This window comes from Deltaproteobacteria bacterium, assembly GCA_016709225.1.
Classification (GTDB): Bacteria; Myxococcota_A; Polyangia; order Nannocystales; family Nannocystaceae; genus Xiheibacterium; species Xiheibacterium phototrophicum.
Map to the genome: position 1 here is coordinate 2,769,829 of JADJEE010000001.1, position 20,265 is coordinate 2,790,093.

The following is a 20,265-nucleotide window of genomic DNA, read 5'->3' on the forward strand; positions in this document are numbered from 1 at the left end:
GCGCGTGGCGCGATTGATCGCGATCGTGCTGGCCAGCCTGATGGGCCCCGCCGGCTGCGTCGACCGGGTGCTGTATCCCCGCAGCTGCGGCGATGGCCACGTGGTCGCCGGCGAGGCGTGTTTCGGCGACGACATCGATCGCTACGACGTGCCGTTCACCCCCGTGGCGCTGCGGGTCGCAGAGTTCGACGGCGACGGCAACCTCGACGTGCTCGTGCTCGGCGTCGACACCGAGCGCGGGGTGGTCGCCGCGATGGGCCTGGGCACCGGTGACGGCACGCTCGCGCCGTTTCGCGACGCGGGCGTCACCGGCTGCAGCGCGCACCCTGCCCTGGGCCCTGCCGATGGCGACGACGCCACCGACCTGCTGGTCGCGGGCTGCGACACCGCGATGTCGATCTACCTGGCCGACCGCGCCGGCTCGTTCACGGGACCGCACACCGTGGAGGTCGGCGTCGCGACCCGCACCTCGGCGATCGTCGACGTCGATCGCGATGGCGTCGCCGACGTGGTCGCGCTCGGCACCGTCGGCGATCGCGTCGAGCTCGCGTGGGCCCGCGGCCGCAGCCCGGGCCAGTTCGAGCCCCCGCTGTCGACGGTGATCGGCACCGTCGGAGCACCACTCGAGCCGACGAGCTTCTCGATCGGGCGCCTCGACGGCGACGGCTTCGACGACGCGCTCTTGGCCCACGCCGAGGACGGCAGCGTGTTGCTCTCGCGCGGCGGCCCCGGCGGGTTCGCCAGCCCCGAGCGCGTCGACGAGCTGCCCGACGCCCAGGGCGTCGCGGTGCTCGACCTCGACGGCCGCGGCGACCACGAGCTGCTGGTGGTTCACGCGGCACCGCCCCGCCTCGAGGCCTGGCGCGGGCAGCTTGGCCGCCTGCAGGCGCTGCGCAGCACCGACATCGGCGAGGTCGCCGGCCAGGTCATCAGCGCCGGCGACGTCGACGGCGACGCGCGGCTCGACCTGGCGTTCTTCGCCGCCGACGACACCCGCGTGCGGCTATGGCTCGGCGACGGTCGCGGCCGCTTCACCGCGGCGGCCGAGGTCGAACTCGGGACCGCGATCGCCCAGCTGGCGATCGCCGATCTCGACAGCGACGGCGCGGCCGAGCTGGTGGTCGGAGCCTTCGCCGATGGCGAGCTCCGCATCGTGCACGGCGATCCGTGATTCGGCACAGCTGCCCTCGCCGAGGGCTACAAGAGGTCGCAGATGCATGCGCACGCGGAATGTGAAGAGCCCGCACAATCCGCCCACGCAGGCTCGCCCGCCGGTGCCTCCGGCAGCGGCCCGCACACGTCGTTGCGTGGGTATGTCAGCAATTCGGCGATTCCCTCCACCTCGCGGACGTAGAGCTCGCCGTCATTCGGAAACGTACACCCTGGTCCCCCGCACCCCTGCAGGTTCCCAAAGAACAGAATGCACCGCGCAGTCGCGTCGAGGAGGGTGCACTGCTCCTCTACGCTCACGCTGTACACCTCGCGCCACTGGCAGCTCGGCGATGCGATCTCCGGCGTCGCCTCGATCGCAACGCCCTCGCACTCAGCCTCTGAACGCGCGCCAGCACACAGGGCGTACGGGTCCACGGCCGATCCGCCGTCCGTCGTGGATTCCCCTGAACTCGCCATGGAATCACCCGACGTCGTCTCGCTGTCCACGTTGCCAGACGCCTCAGCGCTACTGACGGAGTCCGAGATCGTGCTCGTGTTCGTTGCGGACCCTTCGGCCGAGCCGGTGCCACTGCCGGACGCGCCGGTGCCACCGTGCTCGGAGTGCCCGCCCATCGACGTCACACCGTCGTCGTTGCCGCACGCGCAACTCACCAAGACTGCCTGAAGCCAGCGCCTCATGTTCCGTCCTCCTCCAGCAAACAGCGACCGTCCCTGAACCCGTATGTTGACTTGGCCTTTGCGAGGCGCTCGAGAACCACGTCTATCGAGCGACGCTCGTTGGCGTCCTGCGCGGCGGCAGCTTGAAAACGCCGATACGTACCAAGCCATTCTTGCGCGCTTGAGTCCGTGAGCGACCCACCCATCGACAAATGAGCAAGCGCCGCATCGACAAGCAGTCTTTCGGCCGCAGCCATCGTTGGAGTGGGTTGAATCGCGGCCTGAATCGCTGTTGCGTGCTCAGAGTTCAGCTGAACGCCGCCAACCTCTGCGAGCGCGCAGCCTGAGCGACCGGAATTCTCGCCCTGCTGACCCGCTGGGCCGCCCTCGCGCCCGCAGCCAATCGACACGACGAAGCAAGCGGCGAGAGCCACGGCAGTTCGGTCATTGAGGTGCATCGTCCACCACCGCTGCGGCGTAGCAGAACGTCCGGGTCGTGATGCCGGCGGGCGGCACGGCCACCTTGTCGAGGAAGACTTCGACGCACTGACCGGCGAGCGTCGTGCTCGTAACCGCGACCATCGACTTCGCGTCCTTAGACGAATCCGTAGCAGTTGACACCAGCGCTCCCGAAAGGGTGCAGAATCCGCCCGCAGCTTTTCGAATCTTCACACTGAGGTCGATGTCGCTGAAGGTGTGCGTCCCCGACTCTGACGCATCTTCCATCTGGCCTTGGCCTTGCCCCGATTTCGTGGACAGGTTGGTTATGCTGCCTGAGCAGCGTTGCGTCGATGGAAATCTTCGAAGTCGGCAGGACTGAGCATGCCGAGAGTGGAGTGGCGGCGGTGACGGTTGTAGAAGACCTCGATCCACTCGGTGATGGCCTTGGCCGCGTCGGCGCGGGTGCGGTAGGCGTGGCGGTAGATGAGCTCGGTCTTGAGGCCGGAGAAGAAGCTCTCGGCGACTGCGTTGTCCCAGCAGTTGCCCTTGCGGCTCATGCTGCAGGTCAAGCCGTGTCGTCGGAGGATGCGTCGGTAGTCGTCGCTGGCGTACTGGCAGCCGCGGTCGGAGTGATGCACGAGGCCGGCGTCGGGCAGGCGTCGACCGATCGCCATGCTCAGCGCGTCGAGGCAGAGCTCGGTGCGGATGTGGTCGGCGACCGCCCAGCCGACGACGCGCCGCGAGAACAGGTCGATGACGACGGCGAGGTACAGCCAGCCTTCCCACGTGCGCACGTACGTGATGTCGGTCGCCCACGTCTGGTTGGGCGCCGACATCCTGAACTCGCGGTCGAGGATGTTCGGCGCGATCGCCAAGTTCGGGTCGACTTCGGTGGTTCGGCGAAACCGTCGTCGAGCACGGCCCACGAGGCCTTTGCGCCGCATGATCGCGGCCACACGCTTGCGTCCGACGGCCCACCCAGCCGCGCGTACCTCGGCGTGGACGCGCGGGCTGCCGTAGGTCTTGCGGCTCGTGCTGTGGGCCACGGCGATCGCGACCTCGAGCCGGACCGTCTCTGCGCTGCGCGCCGACGGTGGTCGACGTCGCGAGGCGTAGAAGCCACTGCGCGACACCTCGAGCAGCCGGCACATCATCGCCACCGGGAAGTTGGCCCTCTCCGCCTGGATGAACTCGAACCTCACGAGTTCTCCTTGGCGAAGAAGGCCGTCGCTTTTTTTAGGATTTCTCGCTCCATCTCGAGGCGCTTGTTCTCGCGGCGAAGGCGGCGCAGCTCGTCACGCTCGTCCGTCGTCAGCGGCCCTTGGCCGGCAGGCTGCTGGCCGGCATCGACCTCCGCTTGCTTCACCCACGCACGCACGGCCGTTTGCTCGAGGTCGAGTTCTGCAGCGACTTGGGCGATGCTCTTGCCGCCCGCGTTCACCAGGCGAACGACCTCGGCCTTGAACTCCGCGGTGAACGAACGGCGCTTCCGCCTCTTTGTTTTGGACACCTCGACCTCGACTCTCCTTGGCATTGTCCCCTCTTCTCGCGTGTCCACCAAATCGGGTCAGGACCAAAGCCACTTCCTGCGAAACGAGATGTGCTCCACGCCAGCTCGGCAGCCCCTGTGCGCGAAGGCGAGCTCCAGCTTCGCCCAGGTGGAGAACGCGTCTAAAATCGCGAGCGCGAGTCAGCTGCCGCGAGAGTAACCGCTCGCGCTGGGCCGCTCCTCAAGCCCGAGCGCGAACGGCTACTGCAAGCGGACACGCATCAAGTGTCCGGCGCTCGGCGCGTCGCGTCACAGTCGAACGTGCGCATCCACACCTTGAAGCACACGAAGCACACGCTTGATCGAATTCCCATTCAGCCCGCCCCTCATGTCAGGTTGCTTGCGGCGTCATGGATGCGTCGCCGAGGTCGCTCGCAACCATCACGGCCCCGGGCGCTTGAGCAGCCGGCTGACCGTGAAGTCCATGTCGGTCGTCACCAGCCGCATGATGCTGTCGAACTCGGGCCCCTCGACCGCGAGCTGCTCGCGCAGCAGCGCGCGCGTGCGCTCGAGCAGGTCGGCGCGGGCATCCGCGATCCACCGCGCGATGGTGGCGCGATGGACCCGGTAGATGCCGGCGATCTCGTCGAAGCGCAGCTTGTGCACGAAGTGGTGGCGCAGGATGTTGCGCTGGCGCGTGGTCAACGTGCCGAGCGCGTTGGTGAACGCGGTGCGGAACTCGAGCTTGTAGCGGTCCTTGATGTACGCGAGCTCCGGGTCCTGCTCGCTGGTGCGCTCCGAGACCGCGTCGTCGCCCACGAGGATCTCGGGGTCGCGCTGCTTGGCGCGCATCAGATCGATGTACGTGCGCCGCGCGGTGATGCGAACCCACCGCCGCAGGCTGCCGCGACCGCTGTACTCGCCGATCTTGGGGCCGGCCGGCGGCTTGCCGATGAAGAGCTTGTGCCGGACCTCCTGCTTGAAGTCGTCGCCACGCACGGCGTCGCCGGCCATCGAGGTCAGGCCCCGGGCGATCTCGGCGGTGTACTCGTGCTCGAACGCCTCGAGCGCGCGCCGATCACCGCGGGCACACGCGCACGCGAGGAACAGATCGGCCACGAACAACCCGCCCAGGGCCTCGTCGGGCGCGAGATCGGCGGGCATGCGCGCGGCCGTGAAATCGAGGAAGTCTTCGGCCGACAGCGACAGCTGCGGCCACGTCGCGAGGGCCTGCGCGAGCATGTCGCTCAGCAGATCGCCGAGGTTCGGCAGCGCCCGGTAGCCATCGCGCAGCGCCGCCGGCAGCTCGCTCGGCAGGTGCTCGAGGAATCGAGCGACATGGGTGGTGCGGGCTGTGGCCACGCGGGTCCGCCCAGTATATCCCGCGGGGGCCGCGAGCCTGCGCGGTCGTGTTCACGAGCTGGTAGCATGCGGCGGTGCCCCAGCGCCCGCGCGTGCTCCTTGCCGGTGGTGGCACCGGTGGTCACATCTTCCCCAACGTCGCGATCGTCGAGCGACTGCGCGAGCGGGGCGATCGCGTCGATCCGCTGTTCATGGTCTCGGCACGGCCCGGCGACGCAGCCACCCTGGGTCGCCTGGAGCTGCCGTTCGTGGCCAGCTGCGTGCAGCCGCTGCCGGGGATGCGTAGGCCCTGGCGATTCGTGCCGTTTTTGTGGTCGTGGCGCCGCGCGGTGGCCGAAGCGGTCGCGGTGCTGCAGCGCGAGCGCGTCGCGGCCGTGGTCGCGACCGGCGGCTTCGTGTCCGGGCCCGCGCTGGTGGCCGCGCGCAAGCTGGGCTTGCCGCGCGCGATGGTCAACCTCGACGCGATCCCCGGCAAGGCCAACCTCCACCTGCGCCGCGAGTGCACGGTGGTCTTCAGCGCCTACCCCACCGCCGCGCTCGAGGGCGCGCGCGTCATCGGGTTCCCGCTGCGACGGGCGTCGATAGGCGAGGGTAGCCGCGCCGACGCCCGCGCCGCGCTGGGCCTCGATCGCGATCGCCCGCTGCTGTTCGTGACCGGTGCGACCCACGGCGCCGAGTCGATCATCCGTGCGATGATGGCCTTCGTCGGCGACCGCGACGGCGCCGCCGCGCTGTCGTCGTGGCAGGTCTTCCACCAGTGCGGCAGCTTCGACGTCGCCACGCTGCAGCGCGCCTACGACGACGCCGGCGTGCAGGCGAAGGTGGTCGCGTTCTGCGATCGCATGGGCGCCGCGTGGCGTGCCGCGGACCTCGCGATCAGCCGCGCCGGTGCGGGCAGCGTGGCCGAGGCGTGGGCCAACGCGACCCCGAGCGTGTTCTTGCCCAACCCCTTCCATGCCGACGGGCACCAGCGCGCCAACGTGCGGCCGCTGGTCGATGCCGGCGGTGCGTTGGTGATCGACGACCTCGTCGATCCGGTGCGCAACCGCGAGCTGCTGGGTCGCACGCTGATCGAGCTGCTCGGCGACGACGCCCGCCGCTCGCACCTGCACGAGCGCCTGCGAGCCACCGCACCGCCCGACGGCGCCGAGGCGGTCGCGGCATGGATCGAAGCGACCGCCGCGGGCTGAGCCCGGCGATCGCACGCGGCCGAAGCAGCGACGCCCCCGCGGCTCAGGCCAGCTGCGCGCGGCCGAGCAACGCGCCGATGGCCGCCCGTGCGCGCGCGAGCATCTGCTTGGCATCGGTGAAGGTCAGCGCGCCGTGCTCGACCCGTGGGATGCCATCGACCAACACGTGCACCACCGCCTCGCGCGCGGTGCCGTAGACGATGCGATCGTAGACCGACACCGCATCGGCGCCGAAGCTGCCGGGCTTGTCGAGGTCGAGCACCACGAGGTCGGCGCGCTTGCCCGGCTCGAGGCTGCCGATCTCGGCATCGAGCCCGATCGCCGCCGCGCCGTCGATGGTCGCCATCGCGATCACGCGCTCGCTGGCGACACGGCCCGGGCCCGACTTGATGCCCTGCAGCAGCGCCGCCAGCCGCATCTCCTCGAGCACGTCCATGTCGTTGTTGCACGGCGCACCGTCGCAACCGATGCCCAGCCGCACGCCGGGCACACCGTCCAAGTACGGCAGATCGGCGATGCCCGACCCGAGCTTCAGGTTGGCCGACGGGCAGTGGATGATGCCCAGGGGCCGGCCGGCGAGGCGCGCGGCGTGGCGGGCCTCGAACTGTACGCCGTGGGCGATCGACAGCTGCGTGTCGAGCACACCCAACGCGTCGAGCCACTCGAGCTGGCCCTCACCGAGCAGCGCGGTGACCTCGGTCTCCTCGTTGGCGTGCTCGAGCAGGTGGGTGTGCACCGGCAGCGAGAGCTCGTGGGCGAGCGCGACGACGCCCTCCCACATCGCCTTCGAGCACGACAGGATGAAGCGCGGGCACAGCAGCGCGTGGATGCGGCCCCCGGCCGCGCCGTGCCAGCGCCCGTGCAGCGCACGGACCTCGTCGAGCGCCTGCGCGGTTGGCTGGGCGAGCACCGCCGGGACCCCGAGGCCCTCGTCCATCAGGCACTTGCCGGCGATCGCCCGCAGGCCGCTGTCGTCGATGGCGCGGAAGATCGCGTCCATGTGCGTGACGATGCCGATGTCCTGGATCGTCGTGGTGCCCGACAGCAGGCAGTCGGCGGCGCCCAGCAAGCCCGAGCAGTAGGCGCTCTCGTCGTCGTGGGCGGCCTCGAGCGGCCACACGCGCTCCCGCAGCCATCGCAGCAGATCGCGGCCCTCGGCGAGCCCCCGCAGCAACGCCTGTCCGAGGTGGGTGTGCCCCTGCACGAAGCCCGGCAGCACATGCAGCCCGCCGACGTCGAGCACGCGTGCGCCCGCGGGCGTCGACGCGCCGACCGGCGTGATCGCGGCGATGCGGCCCGCGACCACGTGGACGTCCGCCACCGTGACGGTGCGCGAGGCATTCATCGCGACCACGGTGCCGCCGCGCAGCACGATGTCCCCGCCGACGCTCACGGCTTGGCGTAGATCTCCGGCTTGAGCACACCGATGTACGGCAGGTTGCGGTAGAGCCCGGCGTAGTCGAGGCCGTAGCCCACCACGAACTCGTTGGGGCAGCGGAAGCCGACATAGCGCACGTCGATGCGCTCGGTGCGAGCCTCCTGCTTGTCCAGCAACGTGCACACCGCGAGGCTGCCGGGCCGCCGGGTCTGCAGGTTGTCGAGCAGGTAGCGCAGCGTGAGACCGGTGTCGACGATGTCCTCGACCAGCAGCACGTCGCGGCCCTCGATGGCCTGGTTCAGGTCCTTCAGGATCCGCACCACGCCGGAGGAGCTGGTGCCGCTGCCGTACGACGACACCGCCATGAAGTCGACCTCCATCGGCACGTCGATGCCGCGCACGAGGTCGGCCATCAGCGGAAAGCACCCGCTCAGCACGCCGACCACCAGCGGCTTCTTGCGGCGATAGTCGTGGGCGATCGCCGAGGCCAGCTCGGCGACCCGCGCCGCGATGGTCGCCTGGTCGAACAACACTTCGCGAATCGCGGCGGAGAGTCCTGCATCCTGGTCGGTCATGGTCGTGTCGCGGCGGAGCATAGTACGCGGGCGCGCCGTCGTGCACCGCGCTCAGGCGTCGGCGAACCGCGCCGCGAAGTCCTCGAGCTCGCGGTAGGGGGTCGTGCACGGCGGGCCATCGGCGTGCCACCAGCGCGGCGCGGCGCCCAGCTCGAGGATCGTCGACGAGCGGGTGCCGTAGGCGTGTTCGGGCACGTGCACGCAGGTGCCCTCCATGCCGGGATCGGCGTGGGTGCGCAGCACCTCCATCCACTGCTCGGCGCTCGGCCGCACGCTACCGTACAGCGCCGGCAGCTCGCGACGCAGGCGCGCGACCCGCTCGCTCGGCGCGGCATTCAAGCTGCGCTCGGTCACGACATGGAAGCCGGGCGCGAGCGGCTCGTGATGATGGCGCTTGCCGTCGTTCCACACCAGGTGCGCACCGGCGGCGTCGGCCATCACGAGGTGGAACGGCTCGTGCCGCGCAGGCGACTCGCTCGCGATGCGCCGCACCGCATGGGTCGCGGAGTCCTCCGACAACGCATCGAGCACGAGCAGCCCGCGCGAGCGCGGGGCCTTGGGCGAGCCATGACCGGTGAAGCGGTTGGTGATGCCGACGAACAGGCCGTGGGCGTTCACGCCGATCCAGGTGCCGCCGGCCTGCAGGTCCCGCGGCGCGAAGAACCGCACGCCGCCCTGCACCACCCACGACGGCGAGCTCGCGGGCCGCCGCAGCAACTCGTCGCGGTTCGCCGCCACCACCAGGGGGACGTCGCGCCATAGGCCTGTCGCAACCACCAGCGTGCACATCGTCGATTGCCCGCCAGCATAGCAGCCGAGCTCGTCGCGCCGCGGTCGCGACCGCATCACATCGCGTGGCGACGCCGCGGCGACGAGGCGGCGCCATCGTCGTGCTCCGCGAGCACGCGCACGAGCGCCTGTCCGAGCGCCGCGAGGTCGCCCGCGGCGACCAGCTCGAGCCGCCCACCGCCGGACAGCTCGGGGATGCCGCCGACCGCGGTGGCGACCACGGGCACGCCGTAGGCGAAGGCCTCGCGCACGACCAGGGGCGCCCCCTCGGACAGCCCGGCGACCTCGCGCGACGGCACACACACCACATCGGCGGCGCCCAGCAGCGCGTGCTTGGCCTCGGCGTGGACGAAGCCGTGGAAGCGCGGTCGCAGGCCCAGGCGCCGCGCGTGTCGCTCGAGTCGGCGGCGATGGGGACCATCGCCCGCGATGTCGAGCCGGGCAGCGGGCAGCGCCGACGCGACCGCGGCGAAGAGGTCGTCGACGCCCTTCTGCGGGATGAGCCGACCGAGGTAGAGGATCGATGGCCGCGCCGGATCACGCACGCGCGCCGGCGACGGCTGTGGATCGGGGACGCAGTGCACCATCGGCTCCACCACCAGCCGCGTCGGCGCCAGGCTGCCGGGGCACGCCCGCTCGAAGCGCGCGCGCTTCTCCGCCGACGGGAAGCGGATCGTCGCGGCGGCCGCGACATGGGCGGCGAAGCGCCGCCGCAGCGATCGCGGCAGCGCGAGTAACACGTCGACGTCGGTGCCGTGACCGAACAGCTCGAACGGCAGCCCACGGCGGCTGCACTGCTCCGCGACGATCCAGCCGCCCGGCAACAGCATGTGCGCCACCACCCGCTCGACATCGCCGCGATCGAGCTCGCGTCGCAGCGCGGCCGCGAGCCCGCGCCACAGCGGCCACACCAGCGCCGCGCGCCACGGACGATCGCGGATGTTCTCGAGGATTCCGAAGTTGCCGGTCAGCGTCGACCAACGCGCGGGCGCGTAGTCGAAGCGCACGATCTCGAGGCCGCTCGCCGCCTGCAGGCCGTCGTCACGGCACCAGGCGGTGCGCGGCGCCAGCACCCGCACGTGCACGCCGCGGCGGGCGGCCTGTTGCCAGTGGCGCAGGATGAACTCGCCGCGGGGGTCGCCCTCGTACTGCGGGAAGGTGGTCGAGACCACCAGCACGCGACTCATCGCAGCTTCTCCACCGTGTACACGCTGAAGCCGGCGAAGCGCCGGGCCGGCGTGTCCATCAACGCCCACTCCAGCCCCTCGAGCACGCGACCGATGGCCGGCAGCGTCAACGCCCGCGGATGCGGCGTCAGCACCCGGATGCCGGCCTGCGCCACCACCTTGGCGCCGGCGGGCAGTCGCGCGTGCACCTCGTCCGCGGTCAGGAACGCGGTCGAGATCGCCGACTCGTCGAACTGACTCGAGGTCGGACGCGGGCCGAACGCGCGCTTGATGAGGTAGCGCAGCGAGTGGCGGTTGTAGATGTCGAACACCAGGTGGCCGCCGGGACGCACGACCCGCAGCATCTCCGCCAGCGCGCGGTCGAGCTCGGGAACGTGCGAGAGCACCTTGAAGCTGTAGGCGACGTCGAAGCTGGCGTCGTCGAACGGTAACGCGGTGGCCGAGCCCTCGCGCACGTCGAGGCCGCGTGCGCGCGCGTGCTCGAGCATGCCGGGCGACAGGTCGATGCCGCGGGCACTGCGGGCGAAGTCGGCCACGCGCGCGAGCACGAGCCCGGTACCACACCCGACCTCGAGCACGTCGCGGGCCTCGCCGACGCGGCGCACCAGCGCGGCGGCCTGATCGTCGATGAGCTTGTGGTAGCCGCGATCGCGACCGCGGTCGTAGCCCTGGGCGAACGCGTCGTAGTAGGCACGATTGTCGTTCATCGCCGCTCCAGCTCCTGCCACAGCTCGTGGTACGCCGCCGCCATCTGCCGACGGTCGAACGCCACGCCCGCGAGCCGCCGGGCCTGCGCACCCCAGTGCGCCGCGCGGGCCGGCTCGAGCAGGGCATGGGCGATGCGCCGCGCCGCCGCGGTCGCCTCGCACGGCACCCGTAGGCCGATCTCGCAGCCGTGGCGCGCCGCGACCTCGAAGATCTCCGCGACCGGCAGCGCGTCGACGGCGACGAGGCCGATGCCCCGCGCGAGCCCCTCGAGCAGCACCAACGGCAGGTCGACCTTCCGCCGCGTGTGATCGGCCAGGTAGAGCTGCAGCGCGGTGTCGTGCAACAGCGCGTCCATGTCGTCGACCTCGGCGAGCACCTCGACGCGGCCGTCGGCGATCGCATCGGCGAGCTCGCGTCGCACGCGGGCGCGCGCACGCACGTCGTCGTCGCCCTTGGGTCGACACGCCAGCGTGAGCCGCCACTGCGAGAGCTCGGGCCGCTGCAGCAGGGCCGCCAGCGCGATGGCCCGTGCGGCGACATCGTCGTCGAGGTCGCCGGCGTAGAGCAGGCGCTGTGAGCGAGCCACCGGCGTCAGGTGCTCGGGCAGCACCACGCCGGGACGGATGCAGTGCAGCCGCTCCGGCGCCAAGCCGGCGCGCAGCAGGTTCTCGCGGGTGTGCTCCGAGGTCACGACCACCGCGTCGAGCACCGCGAGCGCGCCGACGCAGCGCTCGGCACCGTCGCCGGCGGGAATGGTCTGCACCCACCGTCGCGCCGCCCCCGAGCGGCGCAGCGACGCGCCGCGGCGCAGACCCGCGAGCACCCCCTGGCTGGTCGGGTTGGGTGAGAAGAACAGGTGCACGTGCAGCGACCGCAGCCTTGGATCGACCAGCGTCGCCAGCAGTCGCGCGCGATCGACCAGGCCCGGTGCGTAACCCACCGGCGGCGACGGCAGCACGCGATCGAGGCCGGCCCGCAGCGGCGCGCCGGGATCGCCCAGGTACGCGCACTCACGCCCGGGCGGCAGCGCCGACACCAGCGACGACGCCAACACGGTGGTGCCGTCGCGCAAGGGGGCGCGCAGCGGCTTGCTGACCAACAGCCACGACGGACTAGCGGCCACTGCGAAGTCCCCTCAGCTCGGCGACGCTGATCACCCGCGTGCCCAGGGCCGCGACCACGAAGGCGATCGCCAGCACCACGAGCTTGGCGACGATCGCCAGCTTGCCGACGAGCCCCGCGGTCGAGGTGACCGGCCACAACCACGCCAGCAGCTCGACCAGCGCCACGCACACGCCGATGCGCAGCAGCTGCGCCAACGACAGCTGCGCGCCGAAGCTGGTGCGCAGGGCCAGCAGCGCCGCGATGGCGGCGGCCAGGCCCGCGGCCGCGACCGCCCATGCCGCGCCACCGGTGAACTGCGACGGCACCAGCAGCTGCGCGCCCGCGACCACCACCACCAGCGGCACCGCCACCAGCGTGACCGCCAGCCGCGGTCGCTTCGCGCTGTTCAGGATCCACGCCACCGTTACCGCCAGCGAGTAGCCCGAGAAGCCCCACACCATCAGGCGCAGCTCGCTGGCGACGCTGGCGTAGGCCGAGGGAAACAGCAGCATCTGGATCTCGCGAGCGCAGCACGAGCCCACCGCGCTCATGAACGCCAGCAGCACGACGGTGACCTTGGCGGTCTGCGTGACGTACAGGCGGACCTTCGCGCGCTGCTGGCCGTCGATCGCCGCGATCAGCGGGAACGCCAGCAGCGCGACCGCGTTCATGAGGCTGTAGGGCACCAACGAGATCTGCTGTGCACTGGCGTAGTGACCCACCGCGACGTCCTGGAGCTCGGTGACCGCGTGGGACTTGAGCAGCAACACGTCGGCGGATTGCAGCAGGTTGGTGACCGCGGTGAACACGATGAGCTGCCCCGCGAACGCGGCCATCGACGCGCCGACGCGCTCGGCCGCCAGCGGCTGCGGCGCGACCCCCACCACCATCGCGCGCGACAACAGCAGCGCGATGACACTCGCGAGCGTGAAGCCGGCCAGCGTCGCGGTCAGGCCCAGGCCGGCGGCCGCGGCGGCGATGATCAGCACCGCCTTGCTGCCAGCCATCGCGATGTCGAGCAACGCCTGCCGTCGGAACCGGCGCACCGCGTTGAGCGTGCCGAGGTTCACGGCATAGATCGCGTAGACCAACGAGATCGGTGCGACCACCCGCAGCGGCCCCTCGAGCGACGGGTCTGCCAGCCAGCTCGCCAGCCACGGCGCCGCCAGCAACACCACCGCCACCGACGGCACCCCGAGCACCAGCGCCAGCTTCAGGCCGCGTGCACGGATGCTGGCATAGTCGGGGCAACCCTCGTCGAACTGGGCGGCCAGCGGTCGGCTGACCGAGAACAACACGGTGTAGATGATCACCATGTTGGGCACCGCGACCAGCCGCGCGATCGCGTAGTACGAGCCGTAAACGTCCGCCGTGACCAGATGCGTCAGCGAGATCGTGATCGCGTAGCTCGAGACCAGGAACCACAGCTTCGCGACCCCCAGCCACATGCCGTCGCGACCGAGCGCTGGTTTGCGTGCGTCTTGCTGCATCGCGGATGCGGAAGGGGGCGCCCGCAGTGTGCCGCAGCGCGCCGTGGGCCGCACGGCAAGACGAGGGCCCAGAACCGCGCGCGCCACGCGCTATTTGACGCTTTCGCGTCCGGTCCCTATGGTTCGCGCAGTTTCACCGCTTTCGTCCGGGCCCATAGCTCAGTCGGTCAGAGCGGCCGGCTCATAACCGGCTGGTCCCTGGTTCGATCCCAGGTGGGCCTACCGCACCCGTCGAGCACCCATGAATCCGCAGATCACTGCGCTGTACGAGCTACAACACCGCGACCGCCAGCTGATCACCCTCGAGCGCAAGCTCGATGCCATCCCTGCGCGGCTCGCCGAGCTGGACCAAGACCTCGCCAAGCTCGAAGCGATGCTGGTGAGCGAGCGCAGGAAGTGTGACGACACCCGGGCGTTCGAGCGCTCGCAGCGAGCCCAGCTCGACGAAGAAGAAGACGTCGTCCGGCAGAGCAAGGCCCGCGTCAACCAGGTGAAGACCGCCCGCGAGCTGGCGGCGAGCCAACGCGAGATCGAATCGACGCGCAAGATGATCGCGGCGCGCACCGAGGAGATCAAGAAGCTGCAGGGGGCGGTCACCGAGACCGAGCAGCGCATCGAGGCCATGCAGAAGGCCTTCGACGAGCTGCGCGCCGCTGCCGAGCCCGAGCGCGTGCGGCTGTCGGAGATGCGCACCCGCGTCGAGACCAAGATCGGCAAGCTCCGCAGCTCCCGTCGCTCGCTCACCGGCAAGCTCGAGCCCGAGCTGCTCGCGACCTACGAGCGCATCCGCAAGCGCCTCGGTGGCCTGGCCTTCGTCGCCGCCCATCGCGAGCGCTGCATGGCCTGCAAGATGGTCATCCCGCACCAGATCTACGTGCTGCTGCGCAAGGGCGACGACATCCAGGAGTGCGAGTCGTGTGGCCGTCTGCTGTACTGGTCGGGGCACTTCCCCGACGAGGCCGAGGCCGCGAAGGCGGCCGAGCCCGCGCCCAAGGCCAGCCCAGGCGTCCGCAAGGTCGTCCCCAAGGACGACTGAACGCCGGCCGCCCGACGCGGCGGCCCGGCCCGTGACCTCGCCCGCGACCGACCGACGACGGCTACGGCCGTGGCACGGAGCGTCGTCGCGCGACCGCCTCTGGATCGAGCCGCTCGGCCAGGGACGCCGGCAGCCCACGCGCGGCCAGCTCGGCCGCATCGAGGCTCGCGAGCCGGCGCCCCGCGGCCCGCAGCTCCGAGACCAACGCACCGATGCTGCGGTAGGCATCGCGGAATGGCACCCCCTCGAGCACGAGCGCCTCGCACAGATCGGTGGCGATCGCATCGCCCTCGACGAGCGCCGCGCGGCACTTCGCCGGGACCAGCGTGATGTGCCGCAGCCCCAGCGCGGTCATGTCGAGGCACCCGCACACACCCTCGACCGCCGAGAACAGCAGCGTCTTGTCGTGCTGCAGATCGCGGTGGTAACCGCTGCCCAACCCGCCAAACAGCGCCAGCAGTCCGGTCAGCTCGCCGTGCCGCAGCGCGGCGTGGCCGCGCACCAGCTCGAAGAGGTCGGGGTTTCGCTTGTGCGGCATCATCGACGAGCCGCCCGCGATCGCGCCGCCGAGCGCGACCAGACCATCGGAGCACAGCTCGATCACGTCGGCAGCGAAGCGCGCCAGGTGCAGACCGATGCGCGTGCAGGCGAAGGCGATCGACAGCGCGTGATCGCGGTGACCGACCGCGTCGATCGGGTTGCGCGGGCCGTGGGCGAATCCCAGCGCCGACGCGGTCGCGTCGACCGGCAGCGGCAGGCTGGTGCCCGCGATCGCACCGGCGCCGAGCGGGCACGCGACCAGCTCGTCGGCACACAGCAGCAGCAGCCGACGGTCACGTCGCAGCGGCTCGATCAACGCGCCTTCGATCCACAGCCGTGACAGCACCGGTATCGCGACCTGCCGGTGGGTGTACGCCGGCATCGCGACCTCACCCTGCGTGGCGACGAAGCCGGCCGCGGCGGTCAAGACCGCGTCGAGGCCGCGCTCGATCGAGGCCAGCGCGCCGCGACACCACAGCATCAGATCGGTCGCGACCTGGTCGTTGCGACTGCGACCGGTGTGCAGCTTGCCGGCCAACGCCCCCAGCTCGCGGCCGAGCTGCTGCTCGACCGCCATGTGCACGTCCTCTTCGTCATCGGGCAGTACGACCTCGCCGCTGGCGACCCGCGCGGGCAGGCTCGCGAGTGCGGCGACGAGGCGCGCGGCCTCGTCGGCATCGACGAGTCCCGCCTTGGCGAGGCCCTCGACGTGGCCGATGCTGCCGCGGCAGTCGACCTCGAGCAGGCGTCGATCGACACCGTAGGAGCTCGACCACGCCAGCATCGCGGGGTCGAGGTCGTCGCCGGTCGCAGCGGTGCGAGCGATGCGGGCCACGGTCAGACGCCCGCGAAGTCGAACAGCTCGCGCAGCTTCATCAGCGCGCCGGTGTCGTTGGTCTTGACCTTGCCGCGCGCGATGTCGATCGGGCCCGGCATCTTGCCGTGGATGACCATCTTCTCGAACAGCTCCGGCGTGGTCTTGAGCACACAGTCGGCGTTCTCCACCGTCTTGCCGTTCTCGACCGTGCAGGCCTTGGGATCGACCTTCACGGTGTACTTGTGGTCGCCGATCGAGAAGTAGTAGCTCATCGAACGGTCGACTTTGCCGGCGCGATAGCGCGAGGGCATGGCGGCGAACAGCTGGGGAATCGTCATCGGCGTCCTCGGGGCGAACCGTATCAGACCCCCGGACCCCGCAGGTGGCCGCCGATCGCTCCAGGCCGCCGGTGTGCACGAGCGCGGGGCCGTGCGCGGGATCACCCGTCGGTCCGGTCCCGCGTCGGGCCGTGCGCGCCGCCCCTGCCCTTTGCATCGACCCGCGTCCATGCTCGTCGACAGGGGAATCGGCGGCGTCTGGGCGGGGCTCCCCGCCCGCCCGCGCTCGTCGAGCCCGAGGAGACTACGCATGCAACGCTTGATCGCTTCCTGTCTGCCCCTGCTCGCCCTCTTGACCCCGCTCGCCGTGCCCGGTGACGCCCACGCCGGCGTCGGAGCGTGCGGCGACATCCACGTCGAAGCCAATGCCCAGTGCGAGGTGAAGGGCGGCGTCGCGTGCGAGGTCGCGTGCCAGCCGCTCAGTGTGCAGGCCCAGTGCGCCGCCGATCTCAGCGTGAGCTGCAACGGCGAGTGTGGCCTGACCGCCGACGTCGATTGCAGCGCCAGCTGCACCGCCGACTGCATGGGCAGCTGCGAGCTCGACCCGGGCGAGTTCGACTGCAAGGGCGAGTGCGTGCTCGACTGCCAGGGCGACTGCGAGGGTCGCTGCGGCAGCGACAGCCAGGGCACCGAGTGCTACGCCTCCTGCGAAGCCAGCTGCGAGGGGCACTGCTCCGGCCACTGCGATGCGATCGCGCCCACGGTGGATTGCGCCGGCAAGTGCGAGGCGTCGTGCGAGGGTCGCTGCGAGGCCGAGGTCAATGCGCAGTGTCAGATCGATTGCCAAGCCAGCGGCTTCGCCGAGTGCAAGGTCGACGTCGAGGGCGGCTGCAAGGCGGAGTGCGACGTCGAGCAGGGCGCGCTGTTCTGCGATGGCCAGTACGTCGACCACGGCGGCAACCTGGCGGAATGCGTCGACAGCCTCCGGGTCGCACTCGGGATCGAGGTCGAAGGGTATGCCGAGAGCGAGTGCCACGCCGGTGGCTGCAGCGCCGAGGCGGGCGGCTCGATCTCGTGTGCGGTCGACCCCAGCGACAGCGCGCGCGGGCGCAACGCAGCGCTGCTGGCCGCGTTGGGCGTGATGACGTTCGGTGTCGCTGCCCGCCGCCGCCGTCGCTGACGCGACGTGCACGGGCGTCGGGCGTCAGCGACCGACGCCCACGCCCTCGGCCGCGCTCGACATCAACGACTCGTACAACGCGCTGCGATCGGTGCCCGCGGCGATCAGCTTATCGGCCTCGGCGATCTCCGCGTCGATGACGGCCGCGAACGAGGCCTTCGGCTGCGCCCCCGCGAGGTACTTGCCGTTGATGAACCACGACGGGGTCCCGTTGGCACCGAGCGACTTCGCCTGCTTCTTGTCGGCCTCGATCTGCGCGGTGACGCCGGCGTCGTCGAGGTCGCTGCGAAAGCGCTTCATGTCGAGCCCGAGATCCTTGGCGTAGCCCTCGATCTGCGTCGATGACAGCGCGCTGCTGTTCTCGAACAGCTTGCGGTGCATCTCCCAGTACTTGCCCTGCTTGCCGGCGGCCTCGGCCGCCCGCGCGGCGCCCTCGGCGTTGGCGTGGAAGCCCAGCGGATTGTGCTTGGCGACGATGCGCAGGTCGTTGCCGTAGTCGCGCTGCAGCTCGGCGACGGTCTTGTCGGCGCGCGCGCAGAACGGGCACTGGAAGTCGGTGAACATCACCATCGTGACCTTCGCGTCGGGCGAGCCGTCGCTCTGCGAGTCGCCGAGCGTGACCTTGTAGCGCACACCGTCGACTGGACGCCCGGCGACCACCGGGCGCTCGGGGGCCTTGGGCAGCTCCCGCGCCTTGCGCTGCTCGGCCTCCAGCGCGTCGATCCGCGCGGTCGCGGCCGTGAGCGCGCCGGCCAGCGACTCGCGTGCCGCCTTCTCCTCGGCCAAGGCGTCGTGGTCGGCCTTGGCCTCGGTCTGCAGCTTGGTCTGCTCGGCCGACAACGTGTCGAGGCGTTGTTGCAGGCCCGCGATGGCGTCCTTCGACTCGTGGTCGTCACACGACGACAGCAGCAGCGCGGCGAGCAGGGCGAGGGAGATCGGTGGGCGTGGTGTCATAGCGGGTACACGATGAAGTCGTCGTGGATCTCGATGTGCGGCGAGCCCATGGCATCGACCGCACTCTTCAGCTCCACGAGGTGATCCCAGCCGAGCTCGAGCACGTGCTCGTCGGGGTGTTGGTCCGCGCCGAACTCGAAGTCGACGCCGGGGCTGTTGGTCATCTCGATGTGGGTACCGAGTACGTGGCAGACCTGCGCAGGATCGACGTTGGCGACTAGCCGCGCGAGGCTCTCGCGGTAGGCCGCGAAGTCCTCGATGTACAGGCGCCCCGGGTACAGCGTGTCGCCGGTCAGCAGCAGCCCGGCGCCGTGATCGAAGAACGCCAGGTGGCTGGCCTGGTGCCCCGGGATCGGCACGATGTCGACCACGCGGCCGCCGAGGTCGAACGGCACCACCTGATCGGGCCAGTCGTCGATACCGAAGTAGCTCGAGACGCCCGCGACCGACGGCGTGACCACCGTGACGCCGGGCAAGCCCTCGAACATGGGGTTGCCCGCGACGTGGTCGCCGTGGGCGTGGGTGTTGACCACCACCAGCTCGATGCTGCTGCGGCCGCGCTCGGCGAGCCACTGCTCGATCACGCCGCCGACGGTCTGCGCGACCGGGATGCCGCCGGCCCCGGTGTCGAGCAGCAGCGCACGCTCGCCGCCGAACAACAGGTACAAGAACGGCCCCTCGAAGCTGGTGCACAGTGACTGGCGGAGGATCACGGTGTCGTCGTCGTAGGCGTGGACCATGATCTGCGGCTCGGCGCAGTCGAGCCCGTCGATCCAGTGCTCGGGGAACACGCCGGTGCACGAACGCACGTCGCCGCTGCTCGATCCACCGGCGGTCGAGCTACCGCTGCCGCCGCCCGACGAACCCGCCGTGCCGACGCCCGTGCTACCACCACCGACGCTGCTGGTCTCGCCCGCCGTGCCGGCGCCCGACGACGACGACGCGGTGGTCGCCGCCCCCGAGCTGCTGCTGCCCGCGCCCACCACCGTCGGCGCACCACCACAGGCGAGCACCGCCATGAACAGGGGGACAGAGGCGATCGTTCGACGCATCGGCGTGCCCGCACGCTACGACCCGACCATGGTCCCGTCAATCGCGCGCGCCCGCGCTCACGTCATCCACGTACCGAGCCCGCCCGGCAGCCACGCCCCGCCGTCGACGACCCAGACCGCGCCGGTGACATAACCGGCGATCTCGTCGCTGGCGATCGCCAGCACGGTGGTCGCGACCTCGACGACGCGACCCATGCGTCGCAGCGGGATGCCCTGCTCGGCCCGCTCGCGCAGCGACGCGGGCAGCAGGCGATCCATGCCCTCGGTGCCGGCGATGGGCCCTGGCGCGATCGCGTTGACACGGATCCCGGCGGGGCCCCACTCGACCGCGAGCGTGCGGGTCATGGCATCGATCGCGGCCTTGGCCGCGGCCGCGTGCACCTGCAGCGGCGTGCCGCCGTAGTGCAGCGTGGCCGAGATGTTCACGATGCTGCCGCCACGCTCGCGCATGCCCGCGAGGAAGACCGCACGAGAGACGTTGTAGGTGCCCGCGGCGTCGATCTCGAGCACGGTGCGGAAGCCATTGGGCGAGAGGTTCGCCGCCGGCGCGAGGAAGTTGCCAGCGGCGGCGTTGACCAGCACGTCGATGTCGCCGTGACGGGCCCGCAGCTGCGCGAGCGCCTCGTCGATCGCCGACGGCTGCCGCACGTCGCACGGCAGCGTCACGTACGAGGCCGGGTCGTCAGCGACCGCGGCCCCGAGCCGCGCGGCGCTGCGACCGAGGATGGCCACGTGCGCGCCGTGGGCCGCGAACGCGCGCGCGATGCCGAGGCCGATGCCGGAGCCACCGCCGGTGACGAGCACGACCTTTCCGGCGAACAGATCGGGGCGAAACGGGGAGCGGGCCTGCACGCCCGCGATTGTC

At 70.9% G+C, this 20,265-nt stretch carries 21 protein-coding genes and 1 tRNA gene; 6 read left to right on the forward strand and 16 right to left on the reverse strand.

Translation table 11 applies throughout. From position 1 onward, the window contains the following. Nucleotides 1-4: 4 nt before the first annotated feature. Together IPH07_11210 and IPH07_11215 are read left to right on the forward strand one after the other, a co-directional pair. Nucleotides 5-1,171 (forward strand): VCBS repeat-containing protein, encoded by a 1,167-nt coding sequence (locus tag IPH07_11210; protein ID MBK6917959.1) that lies wholly within the window; start codon nucleotides 5-7, stop codon nucleotides 1,169-1,171. Between the two features lie 456 nt (nucleotides 1,172-1,627). Further along, on the forward strand, nucleotides 1,628-1,837 hold the full coding sequence (locus IPH07_11215) for a hypothetical protein (protein ID MBK6917960.1): 210 nt from the start codon (nucleotides 1,628-1,630) through the stop codon (nucleotides 1,835-1,837). A 10-nt stretch (nucleotides 1,838-1,847) separates the two neighbouring features. Here IPH07_11215 and IPH07_11220 read toward each other — a convergent pair whose 3' ends face one another. From IPH07_11220 to IPH07_11235, 4 genes are all read right to left on the reverse strand, one after another. Beyond that, nucleotides 1,848-2,288, reverse strand: a complete 441-nt coding sequence (locus tag IPH07_11220) for a hypothetical protein (GenBank protein MBK6917961.1) — start codon at nucleotides 2,286-2,288, stop codon at nucleotides 1,848-1,850. Continuing rightward, entirely contained in the window at nucleotides 2,275-2,556 is a 282-nt protein-coding gene (locus IPH07_11225; protein MBK6917962.1) for a hypothetical protein, read from the reverse strand. Before IPH07_11225 ends, IPH07_11220 begins: the two co-directional genes overlap by 14 nt. A gap of 38 nt (nucleotides 2,557-2,594) precedes the next feature. After that, nucleotides 2,595-3,805 (reverse strand): IS3 family transposase gene (locus tag IPH07_11230; protein ID MBK6917963.1). Its coding sequence is split into 2 segments (ribosomal slippage): nucleotides 2,595-3,499 and nucleotides 3,499-3,805, totalling 1,212 coding nucleotides; the frame shifts between segments, so codons are not numbered across the junction. 396 nt (nucleotides 3,806-4,201) lie between these two features. After that, nucleotides 4,202-5,122 (reverse strand): sigma-70 family RNA polymerase sigma factor, encoded by a 921-nt coding sequence (locus tag IPH07_11235; GenBank protein ID MBK6917964.1) that lies wholly within the window; start codon nucleotides 5,120-5,122, stop codon nucleotides 4,202-4,204. Between the two features lie 74 nt (nucleotides 5,123-5,196). On the opposite strand from IPH07_11235, the gene IPH07_11240 reads away from it, so the two are divergent. Beyond that, the gene (locus IPH07_11240; protein MBK6917965.1) at nucleotides 5,197-6,312 is read left to right on the forward strand and encodes a glycosyltransferase; all 1,116 of its coding nucleotides are present in this window, start codon (nucleotides 5,197-5,199) and stop codon (nucleotides 6,310-6,312) included. Between the two features lie 43 nt (nucleotides 6,313-6,355). Here the strand turns inward: IPH07_11240 and IPH07_11245 are convergent, their stop codons facing one another. The 7 genes from IPH07_11245 to IPH07_11275 all read right to left on the reverse strand — a co-directional run bounded on the left by IPH07_11245 (nucleotide 6,356) and on the right by IPH07_11275 (nucleotide 13,543). Beyond that, nucleotides 6,356-7,705 carry an amidohydrolase family protein gene (locus tag IPH07_11245; GenBank protein MBK6917966.1) on the reverse strand — a complete coding sequence of 450 codons (1,350 nt, stop codon included), beginning with the start codon at nucleotides 7,703-7,705 and terminating at the stop codon, nucleotides 6,356-6,358. Further along, a complete protein-coding gene (gene hpt, locus IPH07_11250; protein ID MBK6917967.1) occupies nucleotides 7,702-8,265 on the reverse strand; it encodes a hypoxanthine phosphoribosyltransferase in 564 nt (187 codons plus the stop codon). The genes IPH07_11245 and hpt overlap by 4 nt, the downstream gene beginning before the upstream one ends. A gap of 51 nt (nucleotides 8,266-8,316) precedes the next feature. After that, nucleotides 8,317-9,042, reverse strand: coding sequence for an NRDE family protein (locus IPH07_11255; protein ID MBK6917968.1), 726 nt, complete (start codon nucleotides 9,040-9,042; stop codon nucleotides 8,317-8,319). Nucleotides 9,043-9,110: 68 nt separating this feature from the next. Further along, a complete protein-coding gene (locus IPH07_11260; GenBank protein MBK6917969.1) occupies nucleotides 9,111-10,241 on the reverse strand; it encodes a glycosyltransferase in 1,131 nt (376 codons plus the stop codon). Then, nucleotides 10,238-10,948 (reverse strand): class I SAM-dependent methyltransferase, encoded by a 711-nt coding sequence (locus IPH07_11265; GenBank protein ID MBK6917970.1) that lies wholly within the window; start codon nucleotides 10,946-10,948, stop codon nucleotides 10,238-10,240. The genes IPH07_11260 and IPH07_11265 overlap by 4 nt, the downstream gene beginning before the upstream one ends. Further along, on the reverse strand, nucleotides 10,945-12,072 hold the full coding sequence (locus tag IPH07_11270; GenBank protein ID MBK6917971.1) for a glycosyltransferase: 1,128 nt from the start codon (nucleotides 12,070-12,072) through the stop codon (nucleotides 10,945-10,947). Before IPH07_11270 ends, IPH07_11265 begins: the two co-directional genes overlap by 4 nt. Next, complete coding sequence (locus tag IPH07_11275; GenBank protein MBK6917972.1) at nucleotides 12,062-13,543, reverse strand: oligosaccharide flippase family protein; 1,482 nt, start codon at nucleotides 13,541-13,543, stop codon at nucleotides 12,062-12,064. The genes IPH07_11270 and IPH07_11275 overlap by 11 nt, the downstream gene beginning before the upstream one ends. A 148-nt stretch (nucleotides 13,544-13,691) precedes the next feature. Here IPH07_11275 and IPH07_11280 point away from each other — a divergent pair. Then, nucleotides 13,692-13,765 (forward strand) — tRNA-Ile (locus IPH07_11280). A gap of 19 nt (nucleotides 13,766-13,784) precedes the next feature. Next, on the forward strand, nucleotides 13,785-14,579 hold the full coding sequence (locus tag IPH07_11285; GenBank protein ID MBK6917973.1) for a hypothetical protein: 795 nt from the start codon (nucleotides 13,785-13,787) through the stop codon (nucleotides 14,577-14,579). 61 nt (nucleotides 14,580-14,640) lie between these two features. On the opposite strand, the gene argH is transcribed toward IPH07_11285, so the two are convergent. Continuing rightward, nucleotides 14,641-15,954, reverse strand: coding sequence for an argininosuccinate lyase (gene argH, locus IPH07_11290; protein MBK6917974.1), 1,314 nt, complete (start codon nucleotides 15,952-15,954; stop codon nucleotides 14,641-14,643). Between the two features lie 2 nt (nucleotides 15,955-15,956). Further along, nucleotides 15,957-16,274: a hypothetical protein gene (locus IPH07_11295; GenBank protein ID MBK6917975.1), complete on the reverse strand. Its 318-nt coding sequence runs from the start codon at nucleotides 16,272-16,274 to the stop codon at nucleotides 15,957-15,959. A 250-nt stretch (nucleotides 16,275-16,524) separates the two neighbouring features. On the opposite strand from IPH07_11295, the gene IPH07_11300 reads away from it, so the two are divergent. Beyond that, nucleotides 16,525-17,394, forward strand: a complete 870-nt coding sequence (locus IPH07_11300; protein ID MBK6917976.1) for a hypothetical protein — start codon at nucleotides 16,525-16,527, stop codon at nucleotides 17,392-17,394. Nucleotides 17,395-17,418: 24 nt separating this feature from the next. Here the strand turns inward: IPH07_11300 and IPH07_11305 are convergent, their stop codons facing one another. From IPH07_11305 to IPH07_11315, 3 genes are read right to left on the reverse strand one after another with little or no spacing between them, the layout of a single operon-like run. After that, nucleotides 17,419-18,348 carry a thioredoxin domain-containing protein gene (locus IPH07_11305; GenBank protein ID MBK6917977.1) on the reverse strand — a complete coding sequence of 310 codons (930 nt, stop codon included), beginning with the start codon at nucleotides 18,346-18,348 and terminating at the stop codon, nucleotides 17,419-17,421. Beyond that, nucleotides 18,345-19,400, reverse strand: a complete 1,056-nt coding sequence (locus IPH07_11310) for an MBL fold metallo-hydrolase (GenBank protein ID MBK6917978.1) — start codon at nucleotides 19,398-19,400, stop codon at nucleotides 18,345-18,347. Before IPH07_11310 ends, IPH07_11305 begins: the two co-directional genes overlap by 4 nt. Nucleotides 19,401-19,457: 57 nt before the next feature. Further along, nucleotides 19,458-20,252: an SDR family oxidoreductase gene (locus IPH07_11315; GenBank protein MBK6917979.1), complete on the reverse strand. Its 795-nt coding sequence runs from the start codon at nucleotides 20,250-20,252 to the stop codon at nucleotides 19,458-19,460. Between the last annotated feature and the right edge of the window lie 13 nt (nucleotides 20,253-20,265).